Source organism: Klebsiella sp. 64 (assembly GCF_018223915.1).
GTDB classification, from domain to species: Bacteria; Pseudomonadota; Gammaproteobacteria; order Enterobacterales; family Enterobacteriaceae; genus Klebsiella; species Klebsiella pneumoniae.
The window spans coordinates 1-26,503 of the sequence record NZ_JAGRQZ010000038.1 but is presented as its reverse complement, the minus strand read 5'-3'; the positions used below and the strand labels follow the sequence as shown (position 1 = coordinate 26,503).

Annotated in this window: 29 protein-coding genes and 2 riboswitches; of the genes, 18 read left to right on the top strand and 11 right to left on the bottom strand. The window is 53.6% G+C overall.

Features of this window, described 5'->3' with window-relative positions:
- Window positions 1-69 precede the first annotated feature (69 nt).
- A complete protein-coding gene (locus KHQ23_RS23385) occupies window positions 70-984 on the top strand; it encodes a LysR family transcriptional regulator (protein WP_004175111.1) in 915 nt (304 codons plus the stop codon).
- Here the strand turns inward: KHQ23_RS23385 and KHQ23_RS23380 are convergent.
- Window positions 981-1,403: a universal stress protein gene (locus KHQ23_RS23380; protein WP_004189084.1), complete on the bottom strand. Its 423-nt coding sequence runs from the start codon at window positions 1,401-1,403 to the stop codon at window positions 981-983. The two genes, KHQ23_RS23385 and KHQ23_RS23380, sit on opposite strands and share 4 nt — an antisense overlap.
- A 185-nt stretch (window positions 1,404-1,588) precedes the next feature.
- A riboswitch (TPP riboswitch) is annotated at window positions 1,589-1,686 on the top strand.
- A gap of 67 nt (window positions 1,687-1,753) precedes the next feature.
- On the opposite strand from KHQ23_RS23380, the gene KHQ23_RS23375 reads away from it, so the two are divergent.
- The 3 genes from KHQ23_RS23375 (at window position 1,754) to KHQ23_RS23365 (ending at window position 4,173) form a co-directional block, all read left to right on the top strand.
- The gene (locus tag KHQ23_RS23375; protein WP_087785840.1) at window positions 1,754-3,115 is read left to right on the top strand and encodes an integrase; all 1,362 of its coding nucleotides are present in this window, start codon (window positions 1,754-1,756) and stop codon (window positions 3,113-3,115) included.
- Window positions 3,116-3,472: 357 nt separating this feature from the next.
- Entirely contained in the window at window positions 3,473-3,727 is a 255-nt protein-coding gene (locus tag KHQ23_RS23370; protein ID WP_087785837.1) for a hypothetical protein, read from the top strand.
- Between the two features lie 119 nt (window positions 3,728-3,846).
- Complete coding sequence (locus KHQ23_RS23365) at window positions 3,847-4,173, top strand: GrlR family regulatory protein (protein WP_087785834.1); 327 nt, start codon at window positions 3,847-3,849, stop codon at window positions 4,171-4,173.
- 36 nt (window positions 4,174-4,209) lie between these two features.
- On the opposite strand, the gene KHQ23_RS23360 is transcribed toward KHQ23_RS23365, so the two are convergent.
- The 4 genes from KHQ23_RS23360 to KHQ23_RS23345 form a co-directional block, all read right to left on the bottom strand.
- The gene (locus KHQ23_RS23360) at window positions 4,210-4,896 is read right to left on the bottom strand and encodes a hypothetical protein (RefSeq protein ID WP_087785830.1); all 687 of its coding nucleotides are present in this window, start codon (window positions 4,894-4,896) and stop codon (window positions 4,210-4,212) included.
- Between the two features lie 89 nt (window positions 4,897-4,985).
- A complete protein-coding gene (locus KHQ23_RS23355; RefSeq protein WP_087785827.1) occupies window positions 4,986-5,252 on the bottom strand; it encodes a hypothetical protein in 267 nt (88 codons plus the stop codon).
- A gap of 472 nt (window positions 5,253-5,724) precedes the next feature.
- On the bottom strand, window positions 5,725-5,949 hold the full coding sequence (locus KHQ23_RS23350; protein WP_087785824.1) for a hypothetical protein: 225 nt from the start codon (window positions 5,947-5,949) through the stop codon (window positions 5,725-5,727).
- Between the two features lie 18 nt (window positions 5,950-5,967).
- Entirely contained in the window at window positions 5,968-6,519 is a 552-nt protein-coding gene (locus KHQ23_RS23345) for a tyrosine-type recombinase/integrase (protein WP_087785905.1), read from the bottom strand.
- Between the two features lie 1,941 nt (window positions 6,520-8,460).
- On the opposite strand from KHQ23_RS23345, the gene KHQ23_RS23340 reads away from it, so the two are divergent.
- From KHQ23_RS23340 to KHQ23_RS23305, 8 genes are all read left to right on the top strand, one after another.
- On the top strand, window positions 8,461-8,898 hold the full coding sequence (locus KHQ23_RS23340) for a hypothetical protein (RefSeq protein WP_087785822.1): 438 nt from the start codon (window positions 8,461-8,463) through the stop codon (window positions 8,896-8,898).
- Between the two features lie 147 nt (window positions 8,899-9,045).
- Complete coding sequence (locus KHQ23_RS23335; RefSeq protein ID WP_087785819.1) at window positions 9,046-9,234, top strand: hypothetical protein; 189 nt, start codon at window positions 9,046-9,048, stop codon at window positions 9,232-9,234.
- Window positions 9,206-10,033, top strand: coding sequence for a hypothetical protein (locus tag KHQ23_RS23330; protein WP_211776938.1), 828 nt, complete (start codon window positions 9,206-9,208; stop codon window positions 10,031-10,033). The genes KHQ23_RS23335 and KHQ23_RS23330 overlap by 29 nt, the downstream gene beginning before the upstream one ends.
- Window positions 10,030-10,563: a hypothetical protein gene (locus KHQ23_RS23325; RefSeq protein ID WP_087785813.1), complete on the top strand. Its 534-nt coding sequence runs from the start codon at window positions 10,030-10,032 to the stop codon at window positions 10,561-10,563. Before KHQ23_RS23330 ends, KHQ23_RS23325 begins: the two co-directional genes overlap by 4 nt.
- A gap of 145 nt (window positions 10,564-10,708) precedes the next feature.
- Entirely contained in the window at window positions 10,709-11,074 is a 366-nt protein-coding gene (locus KHQ23_RS23320; protein WP_087785810.1) for a hypothetical protein, read from the top strand.
- 582 nt (window positions 11,075-11,656) lie between these two features.
- A complete protein-coding gene (locus KHQ23_RS23315; protein WP_087785807.1) occupies window positions 11,657-12,001 on the top strand; it encodes a hypothetical protein in 345 nt (114 codons plus the stop codon).
- A 24-nt stretch (window positions 12,002-12,025) separates the two neighbouring features.
- Window positions 12,026-13,063: a major capsid protein gene (locus tag KHQ23_RS23310; protein ID WP_087785805.1), complete on the top strand. Its 1,038-nt coding sequence runs from the start codon at window positions 12,026-12,028 to the stop codon at window positions 13,061-13,063.
- Window positions 13,064-13,125: 62 nt separating this feature from the next.
- Window positions 13,126-13,410, top strand: a complete 285-nt coding sequence (locus KHQ23_RS23305) for a hypothetical protein (RefSeq protein WP_087785802.1) — start codon at window positions 13,126-13,128, stop codon at window positions 13,408-13,410.
- Between the two features lie 48 nt (window positions 13,411-13,458).
- On the opposite strand, the gene KHQ23_RS23300 is transcribed toward KHQ23_RS23305, so the two are convergent.
- Window positions 13,459-14,163, bottom strand: a complete 705-nt coding sequence (locus tag KHQ23_RS23300) for a hypothetical protein (protein ID WP_087785799.1) — start codon at window positions 14,161-14,163, stop codon at window positions 13,459-13,461.
- Window positions 14,164-14,172: 9 nt separating this feature from the next.
- On the bottom strand, window positions 14,173-14,808 hold the full coding sequence (locus KHQ23_RS23295; RefSeq protein ID WP_087785796.1) for a DarT ssDNA thymidine ADP-ribosyltransferase family protein: 636 nt from the start codon (window positions 14,806-14,808) through the stop codon (window positions 14,173-14,175).
- Window positions 14,809-15,294: 486 nt separating this feature from the next.
- A riboswitch (TPP riboswitch) is annotated at window positions 15,295-15,391 on the top strand.
- Between the two features lie 34 nt (window positions 15,392-15,425).
- Here KHQ23_RS23295 and thiM point away from each other — a divergent pair.
- The 3 genes from thiM to fbaB all read left to right on the top strand — a co-directional run bounded on the left by thiM (window position 15,426) and on the right by fbaB (window position 18,196).
- Entirely contained in the window at window positions 15,426-16,199 is a 774-nt protein-coding gene (gene thiM / locus KHQ23_RS23290) for a hydroxyethylthiazole kinase (protein WP_012541053.1), read from the top strand.
- The gene (gene thiD, locus KHQ23_RS23285) at window positions 16,196-16,996 is read left to right on the top strand and encodes a bifunctional hydroxymethylpyrimidine kinase/phosphomethylpyrimidine kinase (protein WP_002912707.1); all 801 of its coding nucleotides are present in this window, start codon (window positions 16,196-16,198) and stop codon (window positions 16,994-16,996) included. The genes thiM and thiD overlap by 4 nt, the downstream gene beginning before the upstream one ends.
- Before the next feature lie 147 nt (window positions 16,997-17,143).
- Window positions 17,144-18,196: a class I fructose-bisphosphate aldolase gene (fbaB, locus tag KHQ23_RS23280; RefSeq protein WP_002912704.1), complete on the top strand. Its 1,053-nt coding sequence runs from the start codon at window positions 17,144-17,146 to the stop codon at window positions 18,194-18,196.
- A gap of 58 nt (window positions 18,197-18,254) precedes the next feature.
- Here the strand turns inward: fbaB and KHQ23_RS23275 are convergent, their stop codons facing one another.
- The 3 genes from KHQ23_RS23275 to KHQ23_RS23265 all read right to left on the bottom strand — a co-directional run bounded on the left by KHQ23_RS23275 (window position 18,255) and on the right by KHQ23_RS23265 (window position 22,003).
- Window positions 18,255-19,538, bottom strand: a complete 1,284-nt coding sequence (locus KHQ23_RS23275; protein ID WP_004890769.1) for an RbtT/DalT/CsbX family MFS transporter — start codon at window positions 19,536-19,538, stop codon at window positions 18,255-18,257.
- A gap of 81 nt (window positions 19,539-19,619) precedes the next feature.
- The gene (locus tag KHQ23_RS23270; RefSeq protein WP_038990539.1) at window positions 19,620-21,227 is read right to left on the bottom strand and encodes an FGGY-family carbohydrate kinase; all 1,608 of its coding nucleotides are present in this window, start codon (window positions 21,225-21,227) and stop codon (window positions 19,620-19,622) included.
- A 26-nt stretch (window positions 21,228-21,253) separates the two neighbouring features.
- A complete protein-coding gene (locus tag KHQ23_RS23265) occupies window positions 21,254-22,003 on the bottom strand; it encodes an SDR family oxidoreductase (RefSeq protein WP_004180592.1) in 750 nt (249 codons plus the stop codon).
- A gap of 253 nt (window positions 22,004-22,256) precedes the next feature.
- Between KHQ23_RS23265 and KHQ23_RS23260 the strand changes: the two genes are divergently transcribed.
- A complete protein-coding gene (locus tag KHQ23_RS23260; protein ID WP_014343332.1) occupies window positions 22,257-23,258 on the top strand; it encodes a substrate-binding domain-containing protein in 1,002 nt (333 codons plus the stop codon).
- Between the two features lie 22 nt (window positions 23,259-23,280).
- On the opposite strand, the gene KHQ23_RS23255 is transcribed toward KHQ23_RS23260, so the two are convergent.
- Window positions 23,281-24,222: a sugar-binding transcriptional regulator gene (locus KHQ23_RS23255; RefSeq protein WP_040174615.1), complete on the bottom strand. Its 942-nt coding sequence runs from the start codon at window positions 24,220-24,222 to the stop codon at window positions 23,281-23,283.
- Between the two features lie 206 nt (window positions 24,223-24,428).
- Between KHQ23_RS23255 and dalD the strand changes: the two genes are divergently transcribed.
- Both dalD and KHQ23_RS23245 read left to right on the top strand, forming a co-directional pair.
- Window positions 24,429-25,796 (top strand): D-arabinitol 4-dehydrogenase, encoded by a 1,368-nt coding sequence (gene dalD / locus KHQ23_RS23250; RefSeq protein WP_040174613.1) that lies wholly within the window; start codon window positions 24,429-24,431, stop codon window positions 25,794-25,796.
- Between the two features lie 9 nt (window positions 25,797-25,805).
- Window positions 25,806-26,503, top strand: a 698-nt coding sequence (locus KHQ23_RS23245) for an FGGY family carbohydrate kinase (protein WP_040234901.1), incomplete at its 3' end; no start/stop codon positions are given.

Below are 26,503 nucleotides of genomic sequence, written 5' to 3'. Positions count from 1 at the left end.
TTGCCCAGATGAATAAATTTATCACCCGATAAGCTCGGGTTATTGTGCAGGACCACCGTAGCGAACCCGATGATGAACGAACCCTGGCAGCGGCTGCCCGCGCTCTCTCTTAAACAGCTTCAGTATTTCGTCACCCTGGCCCAGCTGCGCCATTTTACCGATACCGCCAGTCGGCTGGCGATTAGCCAGCCGGCGCTGAGCAGCGCCCTGCGGCAGATTGAAACGGTACTCGGCGGTAAGCTGGTCAACCGTACCGCTGCGACGGTCACTCTGACTGAACTGGGGGCGGCGATTTTACCCCACGCCCAGCGGATCCTCAGCGTGGCGCAGGCGGCCTTTTCCGATATGCAGCAGATTGTCGAGGCGGGTGGCGACGGGACGGTGCGTATCGGTCTGGTGCCGTCGGTCAGTTCGCTGCTGTTTCCGCTGCTGCCGCAGACCCTGGCTGAGGCCTTTCCGCGTCTGCGCATTGAATTTCACGATCAGACCAACGATGCGCTTATCCAGGCGCTGCAGCGCGGCGAGATTGATTTCGGCATCGGGGCGATCGACAGTTCACTGCCCGCAGAACTGCTGGTCTATCCGCTGCGCGAAGATCCCTTCGTGGCGGTGCTGCACCGCGACGATCCGCTGGCCGCGCAGGCGCATCTGCCGTGGAAACAGCTGGTGGGGCGGGATATTGCTGTGTTCTCGAAGGGCAATATCCAGCGGCTGGTGGCGGCATTAGTGGAGAGCCATCGCCTGACGCTGACCACCCGCTACCAGGTGGACTATATCGAAACCCTGTATGGCCTGGTGCGCTCGCGCTTAGCGGTGGCGATTCTGCCGGCGCTGTACACCACCCATCTGCAGGACCCGGCGCTCAGGGTCGCCCACCTGCAGCAGCCGGCGCTCGCCCGCACAGTGGCCCTGATGCGCGGCCCGCAGGCGCTGCCCCCGCTTATTGAAGACTGTTTTTCTCTGCTGCAGGCCGCCTTGCGCTAGGGCAGGTGCTTGATCAGCACGTCTACGGTTAAGTGGTTGATGTACTCCAGCGAGTGTGAGGAGAGGACGCCCAGCAACCGGTTATGGTGTCCGGCAATAATTAAATCGATCTGCCGCTGCCGAACGCAGGTTTCTACGTCTTCAAACCGGCGGGTGGTCACCAGCGAGAGGGTATCCACCGGCAGGGAGACGGTGCAGGCCAGCTCGTTGAGCAGAGCTTTGGCCTGGATCACCTCCTGCGAGACCCGATCGTCGCGCAGGCTGTCGGAAACATAGTTCAGCGCCCGGTAATCGGTGCTGATGTGGGCGATGGTGATGCGCATGCCGTTCTCTTCTGCCATTCTGGCGGCATGCTGGAGCAGCGGGACGCCGTCCTGACTGCTGTTAATCAGTACCAGCGCATGGTGATAAACGGCCATGGCGTATATCCTCGGTAGGCTAAATAGCGCATGATGTCATTATTTTCCGCCCGCCAGCAGCGGAATGCAATCCCGTCCGGTTGCCTGATGAGCATGATGGCCGCGAAGGTGTCGTAACCAGGGCTAAAGGCTTGTTGTATGAACCGGTGAGTTGCGGTAAATTCCACAACGCTTAACAATTTCACTATTTTGACTCGGGGTGCCCTTCTTCGTTGAAGGCTGAGAAATACCCGTACCACCTGATCTGGATAATGCCAGCGTAGCCATGGCAATTATTCTGATAAAAATCAAACAATTACTTCTATTTTTCGTCCTGTTTTGTTCAGCCGTAACACATTGAGGCTCATCAAATGGGACACAAAACCATTCGTCATACCACTAGACGTAACGGGATCTACTACGTTCGCTTTCGTCTGTCCGGCAAAAAATATTTCCGTAAGTCGCTGGAAACAGACAGCTACGCCCAAGCGCACTCGGTAATGTCTTTTGCCTCTCCTGTCATTCACTTAGTGCAATGCGGGGCTATCAAGCCCGATCAATTTTCCGCTCGCCTTTCTGCGATCACCAGTCGCTTGAAACAACAGGCTGACCACTGGTTAGCACAACAATTCCTCAATGATGAGCGGCGTGAAGTCCAAACTCAGCCGATAACAGCGCATGAATATCGAGATGCTGTCGCTCCTGCTGTAGTTGCGGACCAAAAAGAGCTAACCGAGCCAGAAAACGCTTTAACTCTGGCTGGTGCATGGAACATGTACCGAAGCGAGAAGGGGCGAAGCTGGACTAAAGCAATCGCCCAGGCCAATGAGCGTTTTATGGAAGTACTGCTCGTAGTTTTGGGTGCATCAACGGACGTAAAGGCAGTCACCAGGCAAGATATTAAGCAGGTGATGGAAGTTGTAGAAAACCTGCCTAAGCGTGTTGTTCAGCCGTATCGCTCAATGACTATTCAGCAACTGATCGAATGTGATGATGTTCCACCAGATGATTTGGTGGGGGCCGAGGCAATTCATAAACATCTCAAAATTTATAAATCGCTGTTCAAGACCTTTCTTACTGATAGCAAAGAGATTCTGGATAAATCTCCGACTGATGGCGTAGTGGCAGCACCATCGAAAGCACGGTTTGGTGCGTACAGCGCGACGGAGATGAGAAAATTTGTGGGTTGGGCGCTCAAGCAGCCTGACGGCTGGCAGAAATGGATTACTTTATTATTGGCTTACACTGGAGCCAGGAGAGGTGAGATAGCCAAGCTGGAAAAATCGCAAATCAAATATGATGAAGACAGCCAGCGTCATTACCTTCTGATTGCCGAAGGTGGACAGGGCAAAACTGAAAACGCTACACGCCAAGTAGCAATTCATCCTGACTTGATCGAGTGGGGCTTCATCGATTTTGTGAATCGTCAGTGGAAAGAGAAAATATTTTCTCCAGTGGCGGGTAAGAATATGCCGAAGATTGGCAAGGTTTTAGCTGATATCCGCGATCAGCTTGGTATCCCGTACCTTGATGATTATGGACAACGGCGGCTGGTGCATAGTTTCCGGCACACAATGATCTCGACCTGTCTGGCTGGATGGGTTGGAAACTTGGCGCACTTGCAACAGGTTGTCGGTCATGAGAAAAGCGGGACGGGGATCACCAGACGCTATTTGCATACGTTTCCGCTATCTGCGGTTTGCTATGTGATCGACGGATTATGCTGGTATTAATTTTCTGCCTTCAAGATCACCCGTCAAGTTGGTGGGGTAATAATATTCCGATGATGAACTTCGCTTCACCATCGGAGTAGTGCTGTTCCCGCTATAGCCATTCTTTTCTCCGTCGCTCTCCCAAACTGTTGCTTCTGTCATGTTCAAATGCCAACACTGCACTGGGTTAACCATATCTGTGGTGTGGTTATCTTCATGCTGCGCAGTTAAGTTTTTCACGTTAGTTGCAAAACTACTAATCATTAACTTGATCACTTTTAACGATCAATATATAAGTATTGATCTGTTAAATCGATCGATTGAGGTGTCCGATAGCGAGGAGTCGGACAATCAACTTTCAGACGAGGAAGGTGATTAGTGATTAAAACTATTGTGTTAATCTTATTTTTAAGCCCATTCGCCACGCTTGCCGCTGATGGCGGTGTGCCAGTGGAAGAGGCCGATAAGGTTCTGAGCGAAATCCGTCATGCGGGTTACGAGTGCGAGCGGGTAGATAGTGTCGAAACTCGATGGTTCTTTGGAACAACTGCGAATGTCGTATGCGACAGGGTTTTCCGGTTCATTTTGGAGTATGAACGGGGAGGGGTGAGCGTTGAAGTGGTGAACCTTTAATATTAACCAGTTATCATTGGTATTTTTGATTCACATCACAAGTTAACTGTTTTTATATACAGTTGTTTGGCGTATGATACCTATGCAATTTTGCAGAATTCTTAAGGTGACATGCCATCATGAAAGACGGACTTTATTCTGTTTTCTTCAAAAGCAACACTCAAGATTTCGGTGCTGGTGTTGTTTCAGTTAAAAATGATGCCGTAAATGGCGGTGATTATGCTTTTTATTATCAGGGCAAAATTAATAATAATAATTTAAGATTGCATGTGAAACAATTCAATCCTGGTAGTCAATCGGTTTTCGGTCCGTTAAATGATTTTTACTTGGTTTTAGCTGTAAGTGAAAAAGAACCACATGGCTATATTCTTGAAGGTAGCATGGAAGGGAATCCTCATTTGAACCTACAAGTATCAGCAACAAAAATTTCAGATTTAACTGAATGATTTGATAATAAAAGAGGGCTTAATAGCCCTCTTTTATTATGTCCTTTTCTCTCTTGATTCTATAGTTTTTTGATACCACTCGTCACGATCTTTTCTTTCTTTTTCTCTATCATCTGAACTGTAGTTATCAGTTTTTATTTTTTTGGAGCCTTGTGTGATGGGTCTCCAGTCTTCTCTAATCTTTTTGATCTGTTCTGCTATTTGCGTCATTGGGTTTCGTGCACCCAAGTAATTTATTCCTTCAAATGATGACATGTCATACTCGTATTCGTTGAATTCTCTTTCAATCGAGTTCGCTCGCTTCGACCAGCTGATAACTACTTTGTAAACGTTGTCTTTTATTTGATTATATTCGCAAAGGTTACTTGATAACATCTGCCCGTTTTTCAATACACTGATTTTCCGAAACGGGATAGAGTGTTTTTTATCTTCCCTATATTCTGCATTAATCAGCGGGGGATCAAATTCAACTTCTATATTATAAGCCGGTGCATTCCCGGTATTCGCTACATTTATATCAAAATAAAAAGCAGCCCAAGCATTAGGTTCAAGAGTAACAACAATATGGGGCTGCGAGGATGATTCAACCATCCGTGTTGTTTCCTTGGCAAGCAATTTTGTTACTCGCCAAAGGAAAAACGTTGCTACTGCGGTTAAGACAGCTGCAACCGCACTTATAAATGTACTCCATTTCTCGAGATGAGAAATCAAAAAATCAAGCATTACTCATTTCCTCCGGTGCTGAATAAAAACGAGCCAAGATTACATCGTGGCGGTTTGAAAAGGTGGAGGAGGCCTAAGCCTCCTCTCTTTTAAACAACACGAAGGTAAGAGGTTTGAACACCATCACGATAGCCCTCAGCAAATGCTGCTTGCGGACTTTTGTGACGTACCGTTCCCGCTTGGCTGTCAGGAAGAATAGCTAAATTGACCCAAGGCTGCCCCGAACGAACCAAGCCGGCTCGGTAACCTTGATCATAAGCGCAGCCACAACATTTATGGCGTCCTTCACCACCTTGATCGTGAGGTAAGCTGATGAATAGAGAGTTGTATCGGTGGGACTGTTTGCAAACGGTCATGCAATGTTCCTTTAGAGCGTTCTTTTAAGGTTTACATGATCCTCTTTGCCTGGCACAATCAAGCCGTCAAGAATGAAAGCAAGGCAGAGATTCGTATGAGTTTGGCGACTCATATTGGTCATGCGTTGTAAGCCGGGTTCACGGATGTGAATCCGGTTTTTTTATGCCTGTTATTCATACATCAATACTACATATAGGGGGTGGGAGAAATTATACCCCTATATGTCCAACATTCTAGTAAGGATTCTTTTCAACACAAGAGTTGATTTTGAGGTTAAATTCAGGTTGCTAAAGCGTCATTAAGGCTGAGTCCAAGCACCGTAAGGCCTGGACGTAATGTCAATATTTAGAAAAAAAATGAAAGTTTGATCAAGCGCAGATTAGCCACTTGGCAGAACAGCTTAGTTAAGCGCAACTTGAAAATGAAAAGGTCGAATTACGCTATTATGCGGGGGGACTTCTCCCTTATTTGTTAGTCGGAATCCACGGTGTCGAAGGTTTTCACGCTTGGACAACGCTTGCTTCGCGTCACATAGCTGAATGAGTAAACGGAGTTTTCATACCGGCAAAGCGTTTTGCCGCTTTCGGTCTCTTCCTGTTCGGTTAACTGCATCGTGATGCGGCTTGCGTGTGCCACCAGTGGCTGACACGCCAGCAGGCCCAGCAAAGTTAAAACTGAAACTGTACATTTTTTCATCTACGCGTCCCCGTGTTGTTAAATGTTCAGATCGTAGGTCTGATTAACCTCATCCTGCGTAATATCGAGGTACGTCATGGTGACTGATGGGCTGCTGTGGTTCAGCATTTTGGATATTGTCTCGATAGGTACACCACGTTCCCACAACGCACGCCCGCGACACTTGCGGGCGCTATGCGTCCCGATATTTTTATCGGTGACCATCTCCCCGGCCTCACTGAATGCCCGACTGGCTGACTCTCTGGTGACTGGCCTCGCAGCCTGACTCTTCACCCGATTTGATCGAGACTGAAACAGAAAAATATCTTCGGGATACGCAGCCCGGCGGTGGTTTATAATCTCCCGCGCCTTTTCGTTAATCGGGATAACCCGCGCTTTTTTCGTCTTGCCCTCTGTGATGCGGATCTCCGCCCCGGCAACGTCTTTATAGGTCAGTGCCAACAGATCGCTAATGCGCAACGCCAGGTTGAGATTGAGCGCCCAGGCGTCTGCGTAGGTCTCATTGCGATACCTCAATACCTTCTCAATTGCTGCCGCCTCTTCCAGCGTGGGCGCGTTAGTCTTTGCCATGATTTGTGTCTCCCTCATCGTTCCTATGAGTGAATTATTGATCATAAAGCGATCATTTTAAAAGATTTTTTTGATCATTTTTATTAGGTCACAAAAAAATGGAGGGATATCCCACCCCCGTTGGAGAGACACACCAACAAGGGTCATGCCGAAGGCTGGTAGGCTGGAAAATATCCTGCGGACTCGCAGCAGAGCTAAGTACCTGACTGGCTAGTCTCTTAAAAATGAAACATCATTTCATAATATCTTGACGGCTGAGTGATCGAGTCCTCGCCCGGTTCCCCGGCTCCAGGCTGAACATCGTCAATGTATGCAAAGAATTGAATTTTCATTCACATTTCAGCTTTTTCTATTCATCTGGTGACTGCATAAAACCACGATACGGCGGCGGTAGAAATGGAAAGTCGATAAAAGTTATTATTATTCAGTTGGTTGCTTATGTTCCTTCTTGCTTAGGTCACACTTGAATATAGTGTGACCTAACTCAGGGGCGTCGCTTTTCCCTCTACCTGATAAGCAAGGTTTCCCCACCCACATGACGCCAGGCGCTGGCGATGTGTCCCGGTTCCGGGCCCTGGTCTTTGTCTCATCCGACAATATTTCCGGCGTAATTCCTCCCACCATCCGGCAACCATTCCCACGCTTTACCAGCAACCCGTCACGACACTTTCCCACGACAGGCACTCTATGGTGACAACAATCACAGCGCCCTCAAGAACACGTCCCATATGCCAGAAAATCGGGTTGAAAGCTGCACGATTCTCAACTTCCATGGTTTTTGGTGAAGGATTTTTTTTCAGAGAAATGGGGCGTCGTGAGTGAATCCGGTTTAGCACCGCGATGTACAGGCGAGTCACGATATCGGCAGACAATTTTAACGAACCCGCGCCAGCCGTGGCGCTCAGACCTGATCATTATGTCTTCCACACCATCGCGGAGGTCGTGACTTGACCACTACCACGAGCGGAAATGGTCTCATACTGACCCGGACGGGTCGAATTAGCGCGTATTTAACGGGGATTTATCTGCATTTATTTTGAGAAAAGATCCACCAGAGGTGAGGACAGCACATCGCGCGTCTGTTTCTGCATTACCAATGGACGCATTACCAATACGACGGCGTTTTGACTTGGCGGCGGTTCTGACCTGCCAGATTTCGGCACTGCACGTGTAGGGACAGTATGGTGTCTCAGGTTGGTGGGGGCAGCATAGTGTCCCTGGGGTGAGACAGCATAGTGTCCCTGGGGGGTGGGACAGCATGGTGTCCCTTAAATAGATCCATTAAGTAGATCAAAACTAAATCAACTTCTTTAATAGACCTTACACCTTATGCGTCCTTCTCTAGCCGTGAAGGACTTACACAAGGTCAACATCCACACCTTGAAGATTGCCATTGCGATGGCTATCTTTCTTTTTGGTCTCGTTTAGTCGCTACGCTCCACGCTTCGCGATATCCATCGCCCATGCGGTGACTCGTTATCCTGTTCTGACCGAACAGGCTCGCCACCTTTTGGGCAGCAAGGCGACAGCCGCGCAGTAATTTTGGAACATTGTCACGAGGAGTGTAACCCGCAGAGTCAATGGGGGTGGCGGCTGGGTGAAAGGGCTGATAGGCAAATCCCGCGCCAACTATTCAGTATCAACCCATCAGAGGCTTCACGGGAGTCCCGTAGAGCGATTAAAACACCTCACACAATACGATGGTAGCGGGTGTGGGGCAGAGGCCTGCAGAATCGCTTTCAGCGCGTTTAAAAGACCTTGACATTGAATGCTCAGCTATGGCATAGTAAGATTGGGAAAGTAATTTTATCTTGACAAATGTTTGCATTGCTGATAACATGGCTTTCAACAATTAAGGTGCATCGCCGCCCGGTGATGGCTCCTGACAAATGGGTACAAATGACCTCCGAGAAAAATTTTAATAACTCAACGGAGAACCCAATGAACAAACCAAAATCCCAACGCATCACCCCAGCCACCATGACAGGCGAGCAAATCGCAGACGTCATCATGTACGGCACGTACACCAAACCCGCGCTTTGGTCTTTCATCTCCAGAAATGGCGGAGCGGATGCGGCTCATGCGAAGTACCCGCAACTTGCTGTTGCACTTCATATCCTGAAAAAGGAAAAGAAGAAGGCGAAAAGTGCGCGTGCTGTTAAGGCGATTCTCAAGCCGTTATCCCGCCAGTTCGCTGACGGTCAGTCGCTGACTGAGATATTAGCCCCGGTGCTCCAGGGTTACCGCTGTCTATACCGTGAGAGGTTCAATCTGGACATAACGCCTGAGCAGGTGATCATGCTCCTGGTTGCCACCCACGGCGTAGAGAACCTGGAACAACACGGTTACAGCGTTGCGGGCGAGTTCTCGATAGCGTGATCCCATCCGGCGCAACGTCGGGTCAATCAAATTGCCTCAAACAGGGCAACCAACCAAAAACGCAGGCCATCAGCGCCGCCGGAATCCTGATCGTCACCAGCGATCTCAGGGTCGCATCCGCATGTCTGACAAACAGGAGACTTGAACATGAATATCTCATTCCCGGATGAGACGTACCGAACGTTGCTGAAAGAAGCTAATCGTCGCGATATGCCTATGGCGAAAATGTGCAGCGAATTGCTTCAAACAGCGGCAAAGATCATTGATAAAACGAAACCAGATAACCAAACAGATGACCAGCGAGGAAATGATGAGCGAAGAGAATACAGGAACTAACGACGAATCCCAAGTAAGCGGAAAATTTGCCATGATCCCAAACGAGATCCTTGGGATGCTGGGTAAAAATGTGCGTACTCCTGCCGGGACGGTTGAGAAGATCGATGGTGATGATTTGGCTTGGTGGGGCTTCTTCTTTACCTTTCGTTACCAGGGAATGAAGTGCTATCAGAACCGAAACACAATTTCAGACCGCTTTGACTGCGATGTGAAAACGGTGACACGGCGTACTGCCCGACTCGAACGTTTGGGATTACTGACCATCGAACAGCGGAAGGGAAGAAGCTCAATTTATACCGCTGCATCTGTAGAGGCGTTTCTTGCAATGAAAACCCGCGAGAAAGTCACGCCCAAATCCGAGGAGAAACAGGGAAATGGTAATGGTCATGAAGAGGCCGCAATATCGCAGGCAGAGCAGGCAGAGCAGGCAGAGCAGGCAGAGCAGGCAGAGCAGGCAGAGCAGGCAAAACTGGCAGCCGCCACTGCTACAGATCAGAGTGTTAACTTGGCCGCTGGTAGTGCCGCGCCTGTTGTTGGACAACGCGACCGCGTGGCATCTAACGACGACAGCGGCGGCATTGATGATCATCATGCCGTGAACCCGAAACAGACAGCAAACCGGGTAATGGCCCCACTCGATGATCTTCGTTACTGGTCAGATATTGGCTACGAAGGAATGGACGACTACGGCGTAATATGGGGTGTATCAGGCGATGAACTTGATAATCTGATTCGTGAACACCTCAAAATAAGAGAAGCGGAAGCAGAAAAAAACTTTAAATCGCAGAGGGCATATTGATTGAGAAAGTCACGGCGCTGACCGCCACCCAGAACGAACCAGAAAAGATTGACCCAGAAGAACAACTCCCAGACCTACCCGGCCCAGAATTACCTGACCTGACTCGCCTGTATAAGCGGCGTTGCAGGGATGAGAGCGTGATCAAAAAAGCGAAATCGCTCCTTGTTCACGGTCATACCATGAATAAAGTAGCCTTGCTGCTACGTCTTCCTCTGGAGAAGGTGCAGCAACTGCATTCCGAAGGATGGAACAACAGATGCAGGCGCGTTACCCCGCACAATGCCTGGACATGTCAGAAGCTGGCGATCCAGTGCTTCCACTCTGGTGCGATGCTGGCAGAGATTTGCTCAATTACCGATATGCCTCTATTCACAATTATCTCAATGCTGGAACGTGAAGGTATAACGTCAGCTGACCTGCTACCAAGGATGCCGTCAGAGTCTGACTCATTGATGATTGAGTATCGGAGAACCGTTTCACGCCATAAGAACTTGCCGTGTAGACGTAAATCTATCCAGATAAACCAGTAAGACGCACCAGCAAACACGCAGGGCAGACCGCGACGGCCTGATAGTACCAGCATTGAATCTCATAGACATTTACCTTACCTGCCCGTTGCATGGCTGGCGTATCGCTGCGCCCGTGACGGGCTGGCCCTGTACAGGAACCACAAGAATGAAAACAACATTGCAAAAAGTCAGAGACAGCATTGCCGCCGCGCTTCTGGGGAAAACTCCAGAGCAACTGGAGGAAGAACAGCGGCAGGACGCTGTAAAAAGTGCGATTGATGACTATCTGATCCGCCATCCAGACTGGAAACCAACAACAGCGCCCGCCGTTGCGCCAGTAACCAGCAAAAAACAAAAAGCTAAACGTATCATGAAGGCGCTGGGCGCTGGGGCAGGTGTCTTTACTCCTCATGTTGTGGATGAAGCGGCATTGACCCGTGCTCGTTCCAAATGCCGGGAGATCGTCGCCGCCGATCCGGCTGCATACTCATACATTATCGAATCGGCACCGATTAAAGGGGTGAATGATTGAAGGCAGAATTGCTGATACCGACTGATTTTACGTGAAATTTGTTGATAATGATTATCATTCGTGGTAATATACTAACATATGGTGATTAATGGATTCGAAAGAGTCTACTGCGAACTACAGCCGATTGAACGTAATTTAATCTCCTCTCAGGCGCTGGCTCCTTGATACCTTGCACGGGCCATCTTTGCTTTCCAGCGCCGCTTATTCCCCTGCCGTGGTATTAGCCTTCCGCGATGGGGCTTGCCAGCGGTCTAACAACCGCAATAAGTCCCTCTCCTCAGTGGGCCATCTTGCCATGATGTAAACTGGCACGAGCGCGGCGCGTTTGGGGTTTCTCCCCCCTTCAATGGGCGTTGCCGCCGCTCCCTTATTCTCTTCTCTCAGAAAAATAACGATAAAGATCCTCGTTGCTCCTCAGGGGCGGTATCTCCGCCGCCCGCCTTTTTTCTGATACAGAAACAAATAAATGAAGGTCGCCACTGGGCGACCTCTTTTGTACTCGCACACCGTCAATTCTGACGATACGGCCCGAAAGGCCAAAGCCTAAAGGCCAGCAAACAACAACTTTATGGAGTAACTTTTATGAAAATGGGCGAATCCCAACGCACCTTTAATGATGTCGTGACCTACCAGGCTGACGCTAATTTTGCAGTGAAAACAATCAACATCCCAAACCTGGCCGTCGAAGTGCAGCCCGGTTCGGTCATTAAGGCCGATGGCACCGCATTTACCTCCGGCAACGATGCATTACTGGTTCTGAGCCATCATCGCGCTGGTACAGATGCAAACATCATCGTTGCTGACCGTGGCGTCTACATCCGCCCGGAAACCGTCATCGCCGTTATGGGCGCGACTGTAGGCGCTGCTGCAATTGCTGCTCTGACTACATCCGGCAACATCCGCGTAGCTCAGGCTGACGCTCAATAATTTTACCGATAAGGACATCACAACATGGCTCTTACAAACGATTTTTCATACGTCGATTACAGTTCGACATTTGCGAACGTTCCGGCTCGCAACCGTATCTTAACCAACCTGAACATTTTCCAGCGTGACGTTACTGACCAGTTTAAAACCAGTCTGGACATCCTGAATGCTCAGGCTGACACCATCGCCTCAGCAGCGAACCGCTTTTCCAGCGAATGGGGAAGCACACCGAAGCCAAAAGCAGCTAACCATCTGATCGAGCTTCCTCTGTTCCCTACGCAGGATGTGATCACTGCTGCTGATGTGCAGCCATTCCGTAAAATCGGATCTTCGCTACAGGCCAATGTCCTGGACACTGTGACTGCTAAAAGCCTGGCTCACTATGAACGCTTCGCTGCGACTCGTGAACGCATGTTTGCTGAAAGCCTGTTCCGTCATCGCGTCACCGATATGCAGTACACCGCAGATGGCCCGATCCTGGATTGGTCAGAGGAATTTGGTTACGACCAGAGCACCGGAACCATCTACACGGGTGTTGCTGCTGATCCGTTAGAATCCCTGTCCGATGAGGTCAGCGCCATGAAGCGCCGCATGGGTGGCCTTGCTTCCCTGCTGAAAGGCATCTACCTGTTCGCGGGTTCCAACCTGTTCAAGAAGCTGCGTTTTAACCCATCGGTTCGCCAGCTTGTGCAGTATGGTGTGCTTGATCCTGATGGTCTGGTATTCAATAAAGAGATCAATCCGGCATTCAGCTATTACGTCCTGGATAACGTGACTGTAGTCGAGATGTCCGATACCGATTTCTACGGCATCGGGGCAGATCAAGGCTTCATGGTTCCGGTCTTCGAGAAGCCGTTAAGCGCTGATCAGGCATCACCATTTACCAATTTGGTGGGGCCAACGAGCCGCAACCTTGAGCTTGCCTTTGCTGACGTGGTGGACTTCCGCATCTATAGCAGCACCGATGCGTATAAGAACATCACGCTTTCCAGTGAGTTCAGCCTGTTGCCAATTTGCTACCGCCCGGATCTGGTAACCGCCATCACCAACGATGCTTCGTAATCAGGCGAGGCAAAGAAGTTGGGCGGTGATTGCCGCCCTCTTTGTTCACTTGGAGAGGTAACATGAAGATTTCACTACTTGGCGTTGGTAACGTGCCTCTGCTGTCTGCACGTATCAAAACACTGGACGATGCAGGGTTGCTAAACGTCTCCGCGCTCGCCAGGATGCTTGGAGTTCACCGAAGCACTTTCCTGAGCAAGGTAGCCAGTGTCGGGCTGGAAGCTGCACTTTTGCATTACTCCGCCATCAAAAAGCAGCAGGATGTGCTCGCCACGCTGGCAGAGAAAGATGCAACGGCGTTTTTAGCAGCCTGCAACGCTAATATCAGCAACGACGCCACACATTAAGCCGGACGGGAAACCGCCCGGTTTTTTTGGAGGTGTTTCTCTTTTGTTTCAGAATCCAAAGCCTGATTGGGTGGTTTCATCTTGGAGAGCATTGCTGATGGATGCACTTTTAATCGTTTCCAAGAAACTTTCCTTGGTTGCAATGGTTTCATCAAGAATGCCCTGCTTGAATAAGGATACGTAAAGTGCCGCAGAGTATGCTTGGCAATTGATCGAGCGCTCTGGGTTGAATTCGATATCAGTAAATGCTGAATATTCAATAATCTGCTCAGCAAGTTCTGTTCGCTTATTCAATGCACTAATGTAAAGCCAGTCGTAAAATGCTGTCCGTGGCTCCAGTTCCCATTCTGTACCGAAAAACTTAAATCCGGTCAGTCTGCCTGAGGTCAACAGACGTTTGTCTTTTTTGGCTTCGCGCGGAGTCATCTCAAACATGTCTACATAAGGTCCGCCACGTTGGAAGACTTTACTACCTTGAAATGCACATTCGATAGTTAACGTCCGTTGTTGTTTCAGAGTCGTGAACGAGAGATTAAAAGCGCTTAACGCAACGCCGAGAGTGTTACGGGACTTGCTGGAAATCTCCAGAATCTTATCTACATTTGGCAGGTTTGCTGCTGCTTCATGAAGGGAATCGATAGACTTCTGTTTTTGTGAAACAGACATTCCTGGAAACCACTTGAATTCCACAAGTTCGGTTTTAACGAAGAGTGATTGTTCAACAACAGGAACGTATACTGGTCTTTGTGCCATGAAACTACCTTATCGAACGAATGAGCGAGAAGCAAAGAAACCGCCCCCTACTTGGTTCAAATATACATTTCTTCCCAAAAACAGATTTTCATAATCTGCTTTTACCGCTTGTTTGCAGAATGCTGCGCCAACAATATAATGTGGCTCAATCGTATCAAATACTAACACTTCTGCTTGCGCATCTGTAGTGTCGTAGGGCAGCAAGCGTTGCTCTTGTCGAGTTTGTAACGCTGGCATTTCATCAAACATTCCTGAGAGTGCAGCAGTATCTTGAAGCTGATCTAGGGGTTGGCTACTCATTGTTCCATCGGCAGCATTGTGGCAACAAAATGCACATGGTTTTTCCCAAAGTAAAGCTGGACGCAAAAGTAGAACAACCCATTCAGTTTGAGGGTTATCGCAACGTAACCTGTAAAACATATGGTGGTTCGGTCGTGTTATTGATAGACATGACGCATTTGTATGTCCATCCCATCTATAAGGGTCATTAATGACTGGATTAATTTGATTTTGGGCGGTGTTTGCAATTGGGATGATGCCATTTTGCATTATGCTTGCTAAGTTATCGACCCGAGTGAAATGAACAAGATGCTCGATTCCTCTTTGAGCCACGATGCTTTGGATTTGCTGAATTCGTTGAGGCATGGTCAGTTCTCTTTGTTATTTTATTTCAATTTATTTCTAAATGAATGAAAAAAAAACTGAATCTATTCACCTATAATTAATACGGATTTATCATGTTGTATGATAATTTTTTTTGATATTTTTATCTGAAATTGATTTTCTTGTTGGTTTTTTATGCTTTTTTCTGAGTTTGGCATCCAATATATGAGCTATTTTCATGCTGACGTCTTGACTGCTGATGAGGAAACAATCGGATAGTCCTGTTCTGGCGTGGATGCATAGTGGAAACTTGCATCTGCCAATTTGGAATCAAATGAGAACAACCCGTGAAACTTAGGCTGGGGCTACCCGGCCTTTTTAGTATTAGTAGGTTACAGCAGTGTGCCACAATGTGAGCCACAAGCTGGGACACATGCTGTTTTTAGAAGGGTTGTGTCTTTGACTTCCCGATGGCATTATCCTGATCAGGGATTAACGGGACGTTAATCGCAAGTATTTGATTTTGATTTAAATGACTCGGGGTGCCCTTCCTTGTGAAGGCTGAGAAATACCCGTACCACCTGATCTGGATAATGCCAGCGTAGGGAAGTCAGAGACCGCAGGGTCATTGCTTCTACCTCGTCTGGCGGGAGCAAACTATGCCTGAGCTGTTGAATCCCGCGCCTGTCGCGCACCTGCGCCATCTGCTGCGCGCCCATTCCCCCCTTGTGCACTGCATGACTAATGACGTGGTGCAGACCTTTACCGCCAATGTTCTGCTGGCCGTCGGCGCCTCGCCGGCGATGGTGATCGATCCCCGCGAAGCGGCGCAGTTTGCCGCTATCGCCGATGCGCTGTTAATTAACGTCGGTACCCTGACCGAAGATCGCGCCGTGGCGATGCGCGCCGCGGTGGAGCACGCCCGTCAGGCCGGCAAGCCCTGGACGCTGGATCCGGTGGCGGTCGGCGCCCTGACCGTGCGCACTGCCTTTTGTCACGAGCTGCTGGCCCTCCAGCCGGCGGCCATTCGCGGCAATGCCTCTGAAATTCTGGCGCTGGCCGGGATGAGCGCCGGCGGGCGCGGGGTAGATACCACCGATACGGCCGCCGCGGCGCTGCCGGCGGCCCAGGCGCTGGCTCGTCGGCTGGCTACCGTGGTGGCGGTCACTGGCGAGGTGGACTACGTCACCGACGGCGAGCGGGTGCTCAGCGTGGCGGGGGGCAATCCGCTGATGACCCGGGTGGTGGGCACCGGCTGCGCGCTGTCGGCGGTGGTGGCGGCGAGCGCGGCGCTGCCGGGAGACCGGCTGGAAAACGTGGCCGCCGCCTGCGGGCTGATGAAGCAGGCCGGGGAGATCGCCGCCCGTCAGGGAGGCCCAGGCAGCTTTATTCCGGCGTTTCTCGACGCGCTGTATCAGGAGGTGCAGGGATGAAACGCATCAACGCCCTGACCATCGCCGGCACCGATCCCAGCGGCGGGGCCGGTATCCAGGCCGATCTGAAAACCTTCTCCGCGCTGGGGGCCTATGGCTGCTCGGCGATCACCGCCCTGGTGGCGCAGAATACCCGCGGCGTACAGTCGGTCTATCGCATCGAACCGGATTTTGTGGCCGCGCAGCTCGACTCGGTGTTCAGCGATGTGCGTATCGATACCACCAAAATCGGCATGCTGGCGGAGACCGATATTGTGGAAGCCGTGGCCGAGCGGCTGGCGCGCTACCGGGTGGCCAACGTGGTGCTGGATACCGTCATGCTGGCGAAAAGCGGCGATCCGCTGCTGTCGGCCTCGGCGGTGGAGACCCTGCGTCAACGATTGTTGCCGCAGGTGTCATTGATCACCCCGAACCTACCGGAAGCGGCCGCGCTACTCGATGCCCCCCATGCGCGTAACGAAAGGGAAATGCTGGAGCAGGGGCGGGCGCTGCTGGCGCTGGGCTGCGGCGCGGTATTGATGAAGGGCGGCCATCTCGACGATGCCGAAAGCCCGGACTGGCTCTTCACCCGCGAAGGGGAACAGCGGTTCACCGCGCCGCGAGTGCAGACCAAAAATACCCACGGCACCGGCTGTACGCTCTCCGCCGCGCTGGCGGCGCTGCGCCCGCGTCACGCGGACTGGGCGGCCACCGTTATCGAGGCGAAGGCCTGGCTGTCGGCGGCTCTGGCGCAGGCCGACTCTCTGGAGGTGGGCCACGGTATCGGGCCGGTGCACCATTTCCACGCCTGGTGGTAAATGGCAGCGCAACGGGACAGCAGAATCTCCTGAAAAAATGGCCCCCCGGCTGGAAAATAGGCTAAGTCGGTACCAGGCTTAACCTGCCCAAAAAAATTGGGTTGGGATAATGCACGCCGGCTTCGGCCGGCCTTACGGGAGATTGCTATGACTGATATTACGCAGTTGCTGGGCAAAGATGCCGAGAGCCTGTTGCAGCACCGTTGTATAACCATTCCGTCCGACCAGCTGTATCTGCCTGGCGCAGATTATGTTGATCGGGTGATGGTGGATAACAACCGACCACCGGCGGTGCTACGCAATATGCAGACCCTGTACAATACCGGACGCCTGGGGGGAACCGGCTACCTTTCCATTCTGCCGGTAGACCAGGGCGTGGAGCACTCGGCGGGCGCGTCCTTTGCCGCCAACCCGCTGTACTTTGATCCGAAAAATATCGTCGAGCTGGCGATCGAAGCCGGCTGTAACTGCGTGGCGTCGACCTACGGCGTGCTGGCCTCGGTGTCGCGCCGCTACGCGCATCGCATCCCTTTCCTGGTGAAGCTCAACCATAACGAAACGCTGAGCTATCCCACCGAATACGACCAGACCCTCTACGCCAGCGTTGAGCAGGCGTTCAATATGGGAGCGGTGGCCGTGGGAGCGACGATCTATTTCGGCTCAGAACAATCGCGTCGTCAGATAGAAGAGATTTCCGCCGCCTTTGAGCGGGCCCATGAGCTGGGCCTGGTCACCGTGCTGTGGGCCTATCTGCGCAATTCGGCGTTCAAGAAAGACGGCGTCGACTATCATGTTTCCGCTGACCTGACCGGTCAGGCCAACCACCTGGCGGCCACCATCGGCGCCGATATCGTTAAGCAAAAGATGGCGGAGAATAACGGCGGCTACAAAGCGGTTAACTTCGGCTATACCGACGATCGGGTGTACAGCAAACTGACCAGCGATAACCCCATCGATCTGGTGCGCTACCAGCTGGCCAACTGCTATATGGGCCGCGCCGGGCTGATCAACTCCGGCGGCGCGGCGGGCGGGGAGACCGACCTTGCCGACGCGGTGCGCACGGCGGTGATCAATAAACGCGCCGGCGGCATGGGGCTGATCCTGGGCCGCAAAGCGTTTAAGAAATCGATGGCCGACGGCGTGAAGCTGATCAATGCCGTGCAGGATGTTTATCTGGATGGCAAAGTGACTATCGCATAAGGCAAAAATCCGGGCGGCACCGCCCGGATTGCGCATTGTTTGTACCAGATGCGGTTTATTAAGACTCTGCCGCGTTGGCGGTAAACGGTTTCGCATGCTGATCGCTGGTAAAGCCAGGCTGTTCAACGCGGATTAACGGGCACAGGAAGAAGGCCAGAATATATAAGGCGGTATAGGCTATTACCACGCCGATAGTGCTGAAATAGGGCAGCAGTACCACGGCAATCGCCGGCGCCAGAAAGTTCGACAGCCCGGCTGACAGGTTATAGACCGAAATCGCCGCGCCTTTATGGTTCGGCTCCAGCGCCGGGAACACCGCCGCCATCGGCACAAACGCGGCGACAAAAATCCCCAGGGCAATAGCCGGTACCAGCGCCATGGCAAAATTATGGCCGAAGTGCTGGGGCAGGTAATAGAACGCCAGGCTGGAAAGCGCCATCCCGATGCAGCCGAACCAGCGGATAACCTTCATCCAGCCCATTTTCTCCGCCATAATCCCCCAGAAAACGTTCGAAAAGATCGTGGTGAAGAAGAATGCCGCCCATACCTGCAGCCATTCCGAGGTGGTAAATCCCAGCTCATCAACAAACATCATCGGCATGATCACCGCAAAACCAAACAGCGACAGGGTGTTGATAATGCGCACAATGCTCGAGAACAGAATGCTGCGGTTGGTATAGAGCAGCGTCGCCGCGCGCCCCAGTTCGGCGAATTTTTCACGAGTGGTCAGGTTCTGCATATGGCGCGGCGTTTCGGTATGACGCATCGACACCAGCGCAATAATGCCGCCGGTGGCGCAAAAGAGCAGCGCCAGCCACAGGGTGCCCATTTCGCCAATGTGGGGAATGGTAAAGCTCGGAATATAGCTGCCGAACACGCCGATACCCACCGAGTAGACCGCCCAGAACCAGCCCAGCGCGGAGCTGGAACTGTCGCTGCGGACGTTGTGGATAATGGCGACGATAAAGGAGTAGAGGAACAGCGGGTAGGCCAGGCCGCGGATGCCATAAAACAGCAGGATCAGCGCATAGTTGGCGCGACCGAGGCCGAAGACGAGGAACAGTACGTGGAACACACACCACAGCACGAAGCCAATCAGCATGGCCTTGCGTGGGGTAATGATTTCCGCCACCACGCCGGAGACCCACGCCGACAGGGCGGCAGCCAGACCGTAGAGAGTAAAAGCAAAGGAAGCCTGCGCCGGGGTGAATCCGAGTGCTTTGATGTAGTGCGACAGAAAAGCCAGCTCAAAGCCGTCGCCGGTCATAAACACGGCGATGGCGACATATCCCCAGATGAGGTTGAGCGGTAGACCGTACCACTGTTTGTTATTAACGGACATGTTGACCTCGATTTCAGAGTGCAGATGAGTGTCTCCGCTGCACAGCAGCGGAGCATTATTGTTATAAAATAAGGAGGTATGTTATTCGCGAATCAGCCTGCCGGTCTGTTGTAGCGCCTTATAGGCCGCATACCTGCGCTGATGAAGCGGGCTAAACGCAGTCTCGCTGTGATAGGTGGCATCCACCTGAGTAAACTGCTTCATGGCCTCCGGCAGCGAAGCCGCGACTCTGCCCGCCACCGCGCCGAGGATGGCGGAACCTAACAGCACCGGCTCGCGGCTGGCGGTGCTCACGACGCTAACGCCGCAGGCGTCGGCCAACAGCTGACGCACCAGCGGATGCTGCCCGGCGCCGCCGCTGATGACGATATTTTCACTCTCAATTCCGCAGGCGCGCTGGGCGTCAATGATCTGTCGCAGACCATAGCCAATCCCGCATAAGCCGGCAACGTACAGCGCGGTCAGGTTATCCAGGTCCCGCTCCATCCCCAGCCCGGCAATCAGCGCTTTCGCGTGGGGATCGGCAAGCGGCGCGCGATTACCGAGAAACTCCGGAACGACGTGCAGACCGGCGGCCAGCGTTACCGCTTCAGAAGGCGAAGCAACTTGCGTCAGAACGCGATCCGCCAGCCAGACCGGTAGAGGGACGCCTGCGGCTTTCGCTTGCTCGCGCGCTTCCGCCGCCGCCGGATGGAAGCTCAGCAGCTGGTCGATAGCCGCGCCGGCGGCGCTTTGCCCGCCTTCACTTAGCCAGTAGCCCGGCACCATCGCCGAATAGTAAGGGCCCCAGACGCCCGGGACGAATACCGCTTCCTGAGTGGTGGTCATGGTGCAGGAAGAAGTGCCGAAGACATAGGCCATATTGTTGACCGCGCCGTTAAGCACGCCGACGGTACCGATGCCGCCCGCGTGGGCGTCAATCATCCCCACCGCCACCGGCGTGCCGATCGGCAGGCCCATCTCCTCTGCCGCCGTGGCGCAAAGGCCGTCGCCGCAGGGGGTGCCTGGATCGACAATCCGCTGGCCGATGCGGACAAAATCTTCATCCGCCAGCTCTTCGAGGCCAATCTGGCGGAAGTAACCGGCATCCCAGCGTTGTTCATGCGCCAGATAGGTCCATTTACAGGTCACCGTGCAGACCGAGCGGGCTTCATCGCCGGTTGAGCGCCAGGTGAGGTAATCGGCGAGGTCGAAGAAGTGGCGCGCCTGCTGATAGATGTGCGGGCGATTCTCCTTCAGCCACAAAATTTTCGGCGTTTGCATCTCCGGCGAGATTTTGCCGCCAACGTACCGCAGTACCGGGTGGCCCGTGGCATTGATCTTTTCCGCCTGCCCGGTGGCGCGATGATCCATCCAGACAATAATGTTGCGGTCCGCATCGTCCGAAGGCCCGACCGCCAGCGGCGCATCGTTATCGCCAATCACCACCAGCGAGCAGGTGGCATCGAAGCCGATCCCGGCTATCGACGACGGCGAAACGCCGGCGTTGGCCACCGCCGTTTTAATGCAGTAGCACACCGCCTGCCAGATCTCACGGCTCGACTGCTCGACCTTATTTCCGGCGCTGCGAAACAGGGTTATTTCCCGGGTCGCGTGGGCGAGGAGCTCGCCCCGTAGATTGAATATCCCGGCGCGCACGCTGCCCGAACCGACATCCACGCCAATAATGTTTTGCGTATCGTTTTGCATCACATCCTCTCACAGGCTGGCCAGGGTCAGAGATCCACGCTGTTCGGCAGGATCACAATGTCGCGCACGGTGACGTTTTTCGAACGCGTCACCATAAACAGCACCGACTCCGCCACTTCAATCGGCTGCATCAGGCTGCCGTTGGCCAGCGCTTCGTCCATTTTGGCTTTTGGCCAGTCGTCCAGCAGAGCGGTAACCACCGGGCCCGGCAGTACGGCGCCGACGCGCACGCCATACTGCGCCACCTGGCGACGAGTGGTGTGTACAAATGCCTGCACCGCGAATTTCGACGCGGTATAGACAGGCTCCCAGATCACCGGCACCACGCCCGCGATCGAGCTGGTGAAGATAATATCCCCGGATTTTTGCGCGATCAGATGCGGCAGGACGCTGCGCACGCAGCGGAAGGCGGCGTTGATATTAAGGTGCAGCACGCGGTCCCAGACGTCCGGGTCGCCCTCGGCCACCGGCCCGCCGATATAGGCGCCGGCGTTGGCGTGGAAGATATCGAGACGCCCGGTAAGCTGCAAAATGCCCTGCAGTAGGTTATCGACCTGGTCCGCCTGCATCAGGTCGACCTGCAGGGCGAAGGCGTTTTCGCCAAGTTCGGCGACCAGTTTGTTGAGCTTTTCGCCTTCGCGGTCGATCAGTACCACTTTTGCGCCAGCTCCCAGCAGGGTCCTCGCGCACTCGAGGCCGATACCGGACGCCGCGCCGGTGATCGCGGCGACTTTACCGCTGAGGGAAGTATTCATAGAGGAGACAGAGTGGTTCATTTTATAATCCTTTGCCTTGTCTGGTTAAAACTATCGAACGCGAGGGCATCACGTTCGAGGTGATAGACTAAACCTGGTAACATATTGAATATCAGCATCTTAATTCAGGCTTGCTGGCATGTTGAGGCGGTATGCGCGCGTACTTCCTGGCGTGAAAAGGATGCTCAATCGATGAAGCTATGTTGCTCTCGCTTCATCGATTGAGCAAGGGGGAAATTAACAGCGACATGATTTTGTGACGCAAGTTGGAAAAATGAAGAAGATAACGATTTACGACCTGGCGGAACTTTCCGGCGTTTCGGCGAGCGCGGTGAGCGCTATCCTCAACGGTAACTGGAAAAAGCGCCGCATCAGCGCCAAGCTTGCGGAAAAGGTGACGCGGATTGCCGAGGAGCAGGGCTATGCGATTAACCGTCAGGCCAGCATGCTGCGCAGTAAAAAATCACACGTCATCGGTATGATTATCCCCAAATATGATAACCGCTACTTCGGTTCCATCGCCGAACGCTTTGAGGAGATGGCCCGCGAGCGCGGCCTGCTGCCGATTATCACCTGTACGCGCCGGCGTCCGGAACTGGAGATCGAAGCGGTAAAGGCGATGCTCTCCTGGCAGGTTGACTGGGTGGTCGCGACCGGGGCGACCAATCCGGATAAAATTTCCGCGCTATGCCAGCAGGCGGGCGTGCCAACGGTCAATCTCGACCTGCCGGGCTCTCTCTCGCCGTCGGTGATTTCGGATAACTACGGCGGCGCGAAAGCGCTGACTCATAAGATCCTGGCTAATAGCGCCCGCCGCCGCGGAGAGCTGGCGCCGCTGACCTTTATCGGCGGGCGCAGCAGCGACCATAACACCAGTGAGCGTTTACGCGGCTTCCACGATGCGCATCGCGAGCTGGGGCTTAGCGTGCCGCAGGCGAATATTCTGGCTCCTGGCTATTCGAAAGGCCACGTTGAGGCCTGCCTGCAGGAGCGGTTTAGCAGCGCGAAGACGTTGTTGCAGGGGATATTTGTTAACTCGACGATATCCCTGGAAGGGGTTGTGCGCTGGCTGTCGCAGGTGGGTCTGACCGGCAGCGAGCAGCCGCCGATGGGCTGCTTCGACTGGGATCCTTTTGTCTACCTGCTGGGGCACGATATCGACATGGTGCAGCAGGACGTGCCGGCGATGCTGGACGCGGTTTTTTCGATTATTGACGCCGGCGAAGCCAGCCAGCAGCGGATTGAAATTCCCCCGCGACTGATGAGCAGCAGCTGAGTCGCTGTCTGGCTGTTCGACGTTACCGCGTCAGCAGCCAGCGGGCGGTATGCTCATCGGTCACCAGGCCATTAATCCAGCCGCCTTTAAGGGCGGCCAGGATCGCCGGTCGTTTATGTTCTCCACAGGCAGCGGCAATCCGCGGGCAGTGGCTCTGGCGGATATCATAGCTAGTGATCATGCGGTTGATCTCGCTGTCTACCACGTCGCCTTGCGCATCAATAAACCGCCCGAGGATCTCCCCGATGCCGCCGCGGGCGGTCAGCTCATCCATCTGCGCCTGATTGATAAAGCCGTCTTTAAAGATCGGACTTTGCGTGCCCAGCGGACCAATACCGACAAAAATCACGTCCGCCTCGCGGGCGACGCCGGAGACGCTGCGGAATAAGCGATTGGTGCACCACATCTCATGCTCCTCCGCGCTTTGGGCGTAGCGCGGCGCCGGCCACTGATAGTACTTGGCCTTAATTTTGCGGGTCAGCAGCAGGGGCACGTCATCGTAATAATTGCACTGCCCGTCGGCGTTCATGGCGCTGATCAGCGCCACGCAGCGGGTATTCAGGCTGTCAAAATCGATGCGCTGCAGCGCTTTTTTCAGGGTCAGGCCCGAGCCCAGACCGATAATTTTCTCTTTATCATCCTGCAGATAGCGAGCCATCAGCTGATAGCAGCCAAATGACACACTGTCGAGGGTGCTTTCTTCGCTAAAGGCGGGGACCACATTGCACTCGATCAAGCGGTATTTTTCCTGCAGCAACTGCGCATAATCGAGGCAGTTCGCTACCGGATGGTGCAGATTAATAGACACAATCCCTTCTTCTTTCGCGGCGGCGATCAGCCGTTGCACCACCGGTCTGGAGGTGCCCAGCTGGCTGGCAATCTCGCTCTGATTCTGGCCGGCGATGTAGTACATCCATGCGGCACGCACCTTCTGATCCAACCGGATATCGTCTTCTTTACTCATGGTTTCCCGCCCTAAGTTGCTGGCCAGGGCACGCAATTGGCCCGGCGAATACCCGCATTCTCGCCGTGGTTGGCATAACTGGCAAGCTTTTGCTCTTTTCTGGTCATTTGTAATTTAATTGGGTAATTGCTCTTTTGTGATCCGTGGCTCTTATTGTGGTCAAATGATCTATTACAGTGGCGCAATCAACTCAAGGAGAGCAGAACATGAACAATCAATTCACATGGCTTCATATCGGTCTGGGTTCTTTTCATCGCGCGCATCAGGCGTGGTATCTGCATCGTCTGATTGCTTCCGGGGATAATCGCTGGCGCATCGCGGCGGGGAATATTCGCAACGACGCCGAGCAGGTGGTCCAGGCGCTGGCGGCGCAGGGAGGACGTTACGTCCTCGAGACCGTCAGCCCGGAAGGGGAGCGCGAATATGAAGAGATCACCTCAATCCAGAAACTGCTGCCGTGGCAGGCCGGGCTACAGCCGCTGATTAACGAAGGGGCAAACCCGCAGACCAAAGTTATCGCCTTTACCGTGACGGAAGGGGGGTACTACCTGAACACTCGCCATCGGCTGGAAACCAGCAACCCCGATCTGCAGGCCGACCTGCAAGGCGAGTGCAAAACCATTTACGGCACCCTCGCGCGGATCCTGGAAAAGCGCATGGCCGACAACGCCGGGCCGCTGACCCTGCTCAACTGCGATAACGTGCGTCATAACGGCGAGCGTTTCCACGACGGTATGGTCGAGTTCCTGCAGCTCACCGGCAAACAGGCGGTGATTGACTGGATGGCGGCCAATACCACCTGTCCGAACACCATGGTGGACCGCATCACCCCGCGTCCGGCGGCCGATCTGCCGGCCCGCATCAAAGCGCAAACCGGAATTGATGACAAAGCGCCGGTGATGGGGGAGACCTTTATCCAGTGGGTAGTGGAGAACAACTTCCGCGATGTCCGCCCGAATCTGGAGGCGGTCGGCGTGGAGATGGTGGAGTCGGTCATCCCGTATGAAGAGGCGAAAATCCGTATTTTGAACTCGTCGCACAGCTGCATTGCCTGGGCGGGAACCTTAATCGGCCAGCAGTATATTCATGAAAGCACGCTGACCGATGTTATCTACGCCATTGCCGACCGCTACGTTACGGAGGACGTTATTCCGTGTCTCGGCGATAACGGCATTGATCTGCCGACCTACCGGGATGTGGTGCTTAAGCGCTTTACCAACCCCTATATCCAGGACACCAACCAGCGCGTCGCCGCCGACGGCTTCTCGAAAATTCCGGCGATGATCGCGCCAACCTTGCAGGAGTGCTACCAGCGCGGCGTCCGCCCGGAAGCGACCGCCATGCTGCCGGCGCTGTTCTTCGTCTTTATGGAGCAGTGGCACAAGGGAACTCTGCCGTATCAGTACCAGGACGGCATCCTGGATGCGCAGGCGGTGCATGAGATGTACGAGGCTCAGGATCCGGTGGCAGTCTTCGCCCGTGATAAAGCCCTGTTTGGTGATCTCGCCAACAACGCGGATTTCCTGGCGCTGATGCGCGAGAAAGTCGCCGCCGTTTACACGCTGATTAACTAAGAGGTGGCTATGTATCTGGGTATCGATCTCGGCACATCGGAAGTCAAAGCGCTGGTCATTGATGAGAACCATGAGGTTATCGCCAGCCATAGCGCGCCGCTGAGTATTCAGCGGCCTCATCCGCACTGGTCAGAACAAGCGCCGGAGCTATGGTGGGAGGCGACGGAGTACCTGATGGCCACGCTACGGGAAAAATGCGCCCAGCATTGGCCGGCCATTAAGGCGATTGGCCTCTCCGGGCAGATGCACGGCGCGGTGTTGCTGGATGCAGAGGGGGAGGCGATCCGTCCGGCCATTCTGTGGAACGACACCCGCTGCGCCGCAGAGTGCGCCGAGCTGGAGGCGATGGCGCCGGAGCTGCATCAGGTGGCGGGCAACCTGGCGATGCCGGGCTTTACCGCGCCGAAGCTGTTGTGGGTGCGCCGTCACGAGCCGGAACACTTTCAGCGCACCGCCACGGTGCTGTTGCCCAAGGATTATCTGCGCTACCGGATGACCGGGAAGAAAGTCTCCGATATGTCGGACGCCGCCGGGACGCTGTGGCTGGACGTGGCGAAGCGCGACTGGTCCGACGCTCTGCTGGACAAGTGCGGCCTGTCGCGTAGCCAAATGCCGACGCTGGTCGAAGGCTGCGAGGTTTCCGCCACCCTTGACCCGCAGGTGGCTGCGCGCTGGGGGCTGAACGCCTCGGTGATGGTGGCCGGGGG

Coding starts and splice junctions, on each gene's coding strand:
- KHQ23_RS23275 (WP_004890769.1), bottom strand. CDS start 19,538: ATGTCCGTTAATAACAAACAGTGGTACGGTCTACCGCTCAACCTCATC.
- KHQ23_RS23305 (WP_087785802.1), top strand. CDS start 13,126: ATGAAGATTTCACTACTTGGCGTTGGTAACGTGCCTCTGCTGTCTGCA.
- dalD (WP_040174613.1), top strand. CDS start 24,429: ATGAACAATCAATTCACATGGCTTCATATCGGTCTGGGTTCTTTTCAT.
- KHQ23_RS23255 (WP_040174615.1), bottom strand. CDS start 24,222: ATGAGTAAAGAAGACGATATCCGGTTGGATCAGAAGGTGCGTGCCGCA.
- KHQ23_RS23270 (WP_038990539.1), bottom strand. CDS start 21,227: ATGCAAAACGATACGCAAAACATTATTGGCGTGGATGTCGGTTCGGGC.
- KHQ23_RS23300 (WP_087785799.1), bottom strand. CDS start 14,163: ATGGCACAAAGACCAGTATACGTTCCTGTTGTTGAACAATCACTCTTC.
- KHQ23_RS23350 (WP_087785824.1), bottom strand. CDS start 5,949: ATGAAAAAATGTACAGTTTCAGTTTTAACTTTGCTGGGCCTGCTGGCG.
- KHQ23_RS23365 (WP_087785834.1), top strand. CDS start 3,847: ATGAAAGACGGACTTTATTCTGTTTTCTTCAAAAGCAACACTCAAGAT.
- KHQ23_RS23330 (WP_211776938.1), top strand. CDS start 9,206: ATGATGAGCGAAGAGAATACAGGAACTAACGACGAATCCCAAGTAAGC.
- thiD (WP_002912707.1), top strand. CDS start 16,196: ATGAAACGCATCAACGCCCTGACCATCGCCGGCACCGATCCCAGCGGC.
- KHQ23_RS23265 (WP_004180592.1), bottom strand. CDS start 22,003: ATGAACCACTCTGTCTCCTCTATGAATACTTCCCTCAGCGGTAAAGTC.
- KHQ23_RS23315 (WP_087785807.1), top strand. CDS start 11,657: ATGAAAATGGGCGAATCCCAACGCACCTTTAATGATGTCGTGACCTAC.
- KHQ23_RS23335 (WP_087785819.1), top strand. CDS start 9,046: ATGAATATCTCATTCCCGGATGAGACGTACCGAACGTTGCTGAAAGAA.
- KHQ23_RS23320 (WP_087785810.1), top strand. CDS start 10,709: ATGAAAACAACATTGCAAAAAGTCAGAGACAGCATTGCCGCCGCGCTT.
- fbaB (WP_002912704.1), top strand. CDS start 17,144: ATGACTGATATTACGCAGTTGCTGGGCAAAGATGCCGAGAGCCTGTTG.
- KHQ23_RS23385 (WP_004175111.1), top strand. CDS start 70: ATGATGAACGAACCCTGGCAGCGGCTGCCCGCGCTCTCTCTTAAACAG.
- KHQ23_RS23360 (WP_087785830.1), bottom strand. CDS start 4,896: ATGCTTGATTTTTTGATTTCTCATCTCGAGAAATGGAGTACATTTATA.
- KHQ23_RS23340 (WP_087785822.1), top strand. CDS start 8,461: ATGAACAAACCAAAATCCCAACGCATCACCCCAGCCACCATGACAGGC.
- KHQ23_RS23355 (WP_087785827.1), bottom strand. CDS start 5,252: ATGACCGTTTGCAAACAGTCCCACCGATACAACTCTCTATTCATCAGC.
- KHQ23_RS23345 (WP_087785905.1), bottom strand. CDS start 6,519: ATGGCAAAGACTAACGCGCCCACGCTGGAAGAGGCGGCAGCAATTGAG.
- KHQ23_RS23375 (WP_087785840.1), top strand. CDS start 1,754: ATGGGACACAAAACCATTCGTCATACCACTAGACGTAACGGGATCTAC.
- KHQ23_RS23380 (WP_004189084.1), bottom strand. CDS start 1,403: ATGGCCGTTTATCACCATGCGCTGGTACTGATTAACAGCAGTCAGGAC.
- KHQ23_RS23310 (WP_087785805.1), top strand. CDS start 12,026: ATGGCTCTTACAAACGATTTTTCATACGTCGATTACAGTTCGACATTT.
- KHQ23_RS23295 (WP_087785796.1), bottom strand. CDS start 14,808: ATGCCTCAACGAATTCAGCAAATCCAAAGCATCGTGGCTCAAAGAGGA.
- KHQ23_RS23260 (WP_014343332.1), top strand. CDS start 22,257: ATGAAGAAGATAACGATTTACGACCTGGCGGAACTTTCCGGCGTTTCG.
- thiM (WP_012541053.1), top strand. CDS start 15,426: ATGCCTGAGCTGTTGAATCCCGCGCCTGTCGCGCACCTGCGCCATCTG.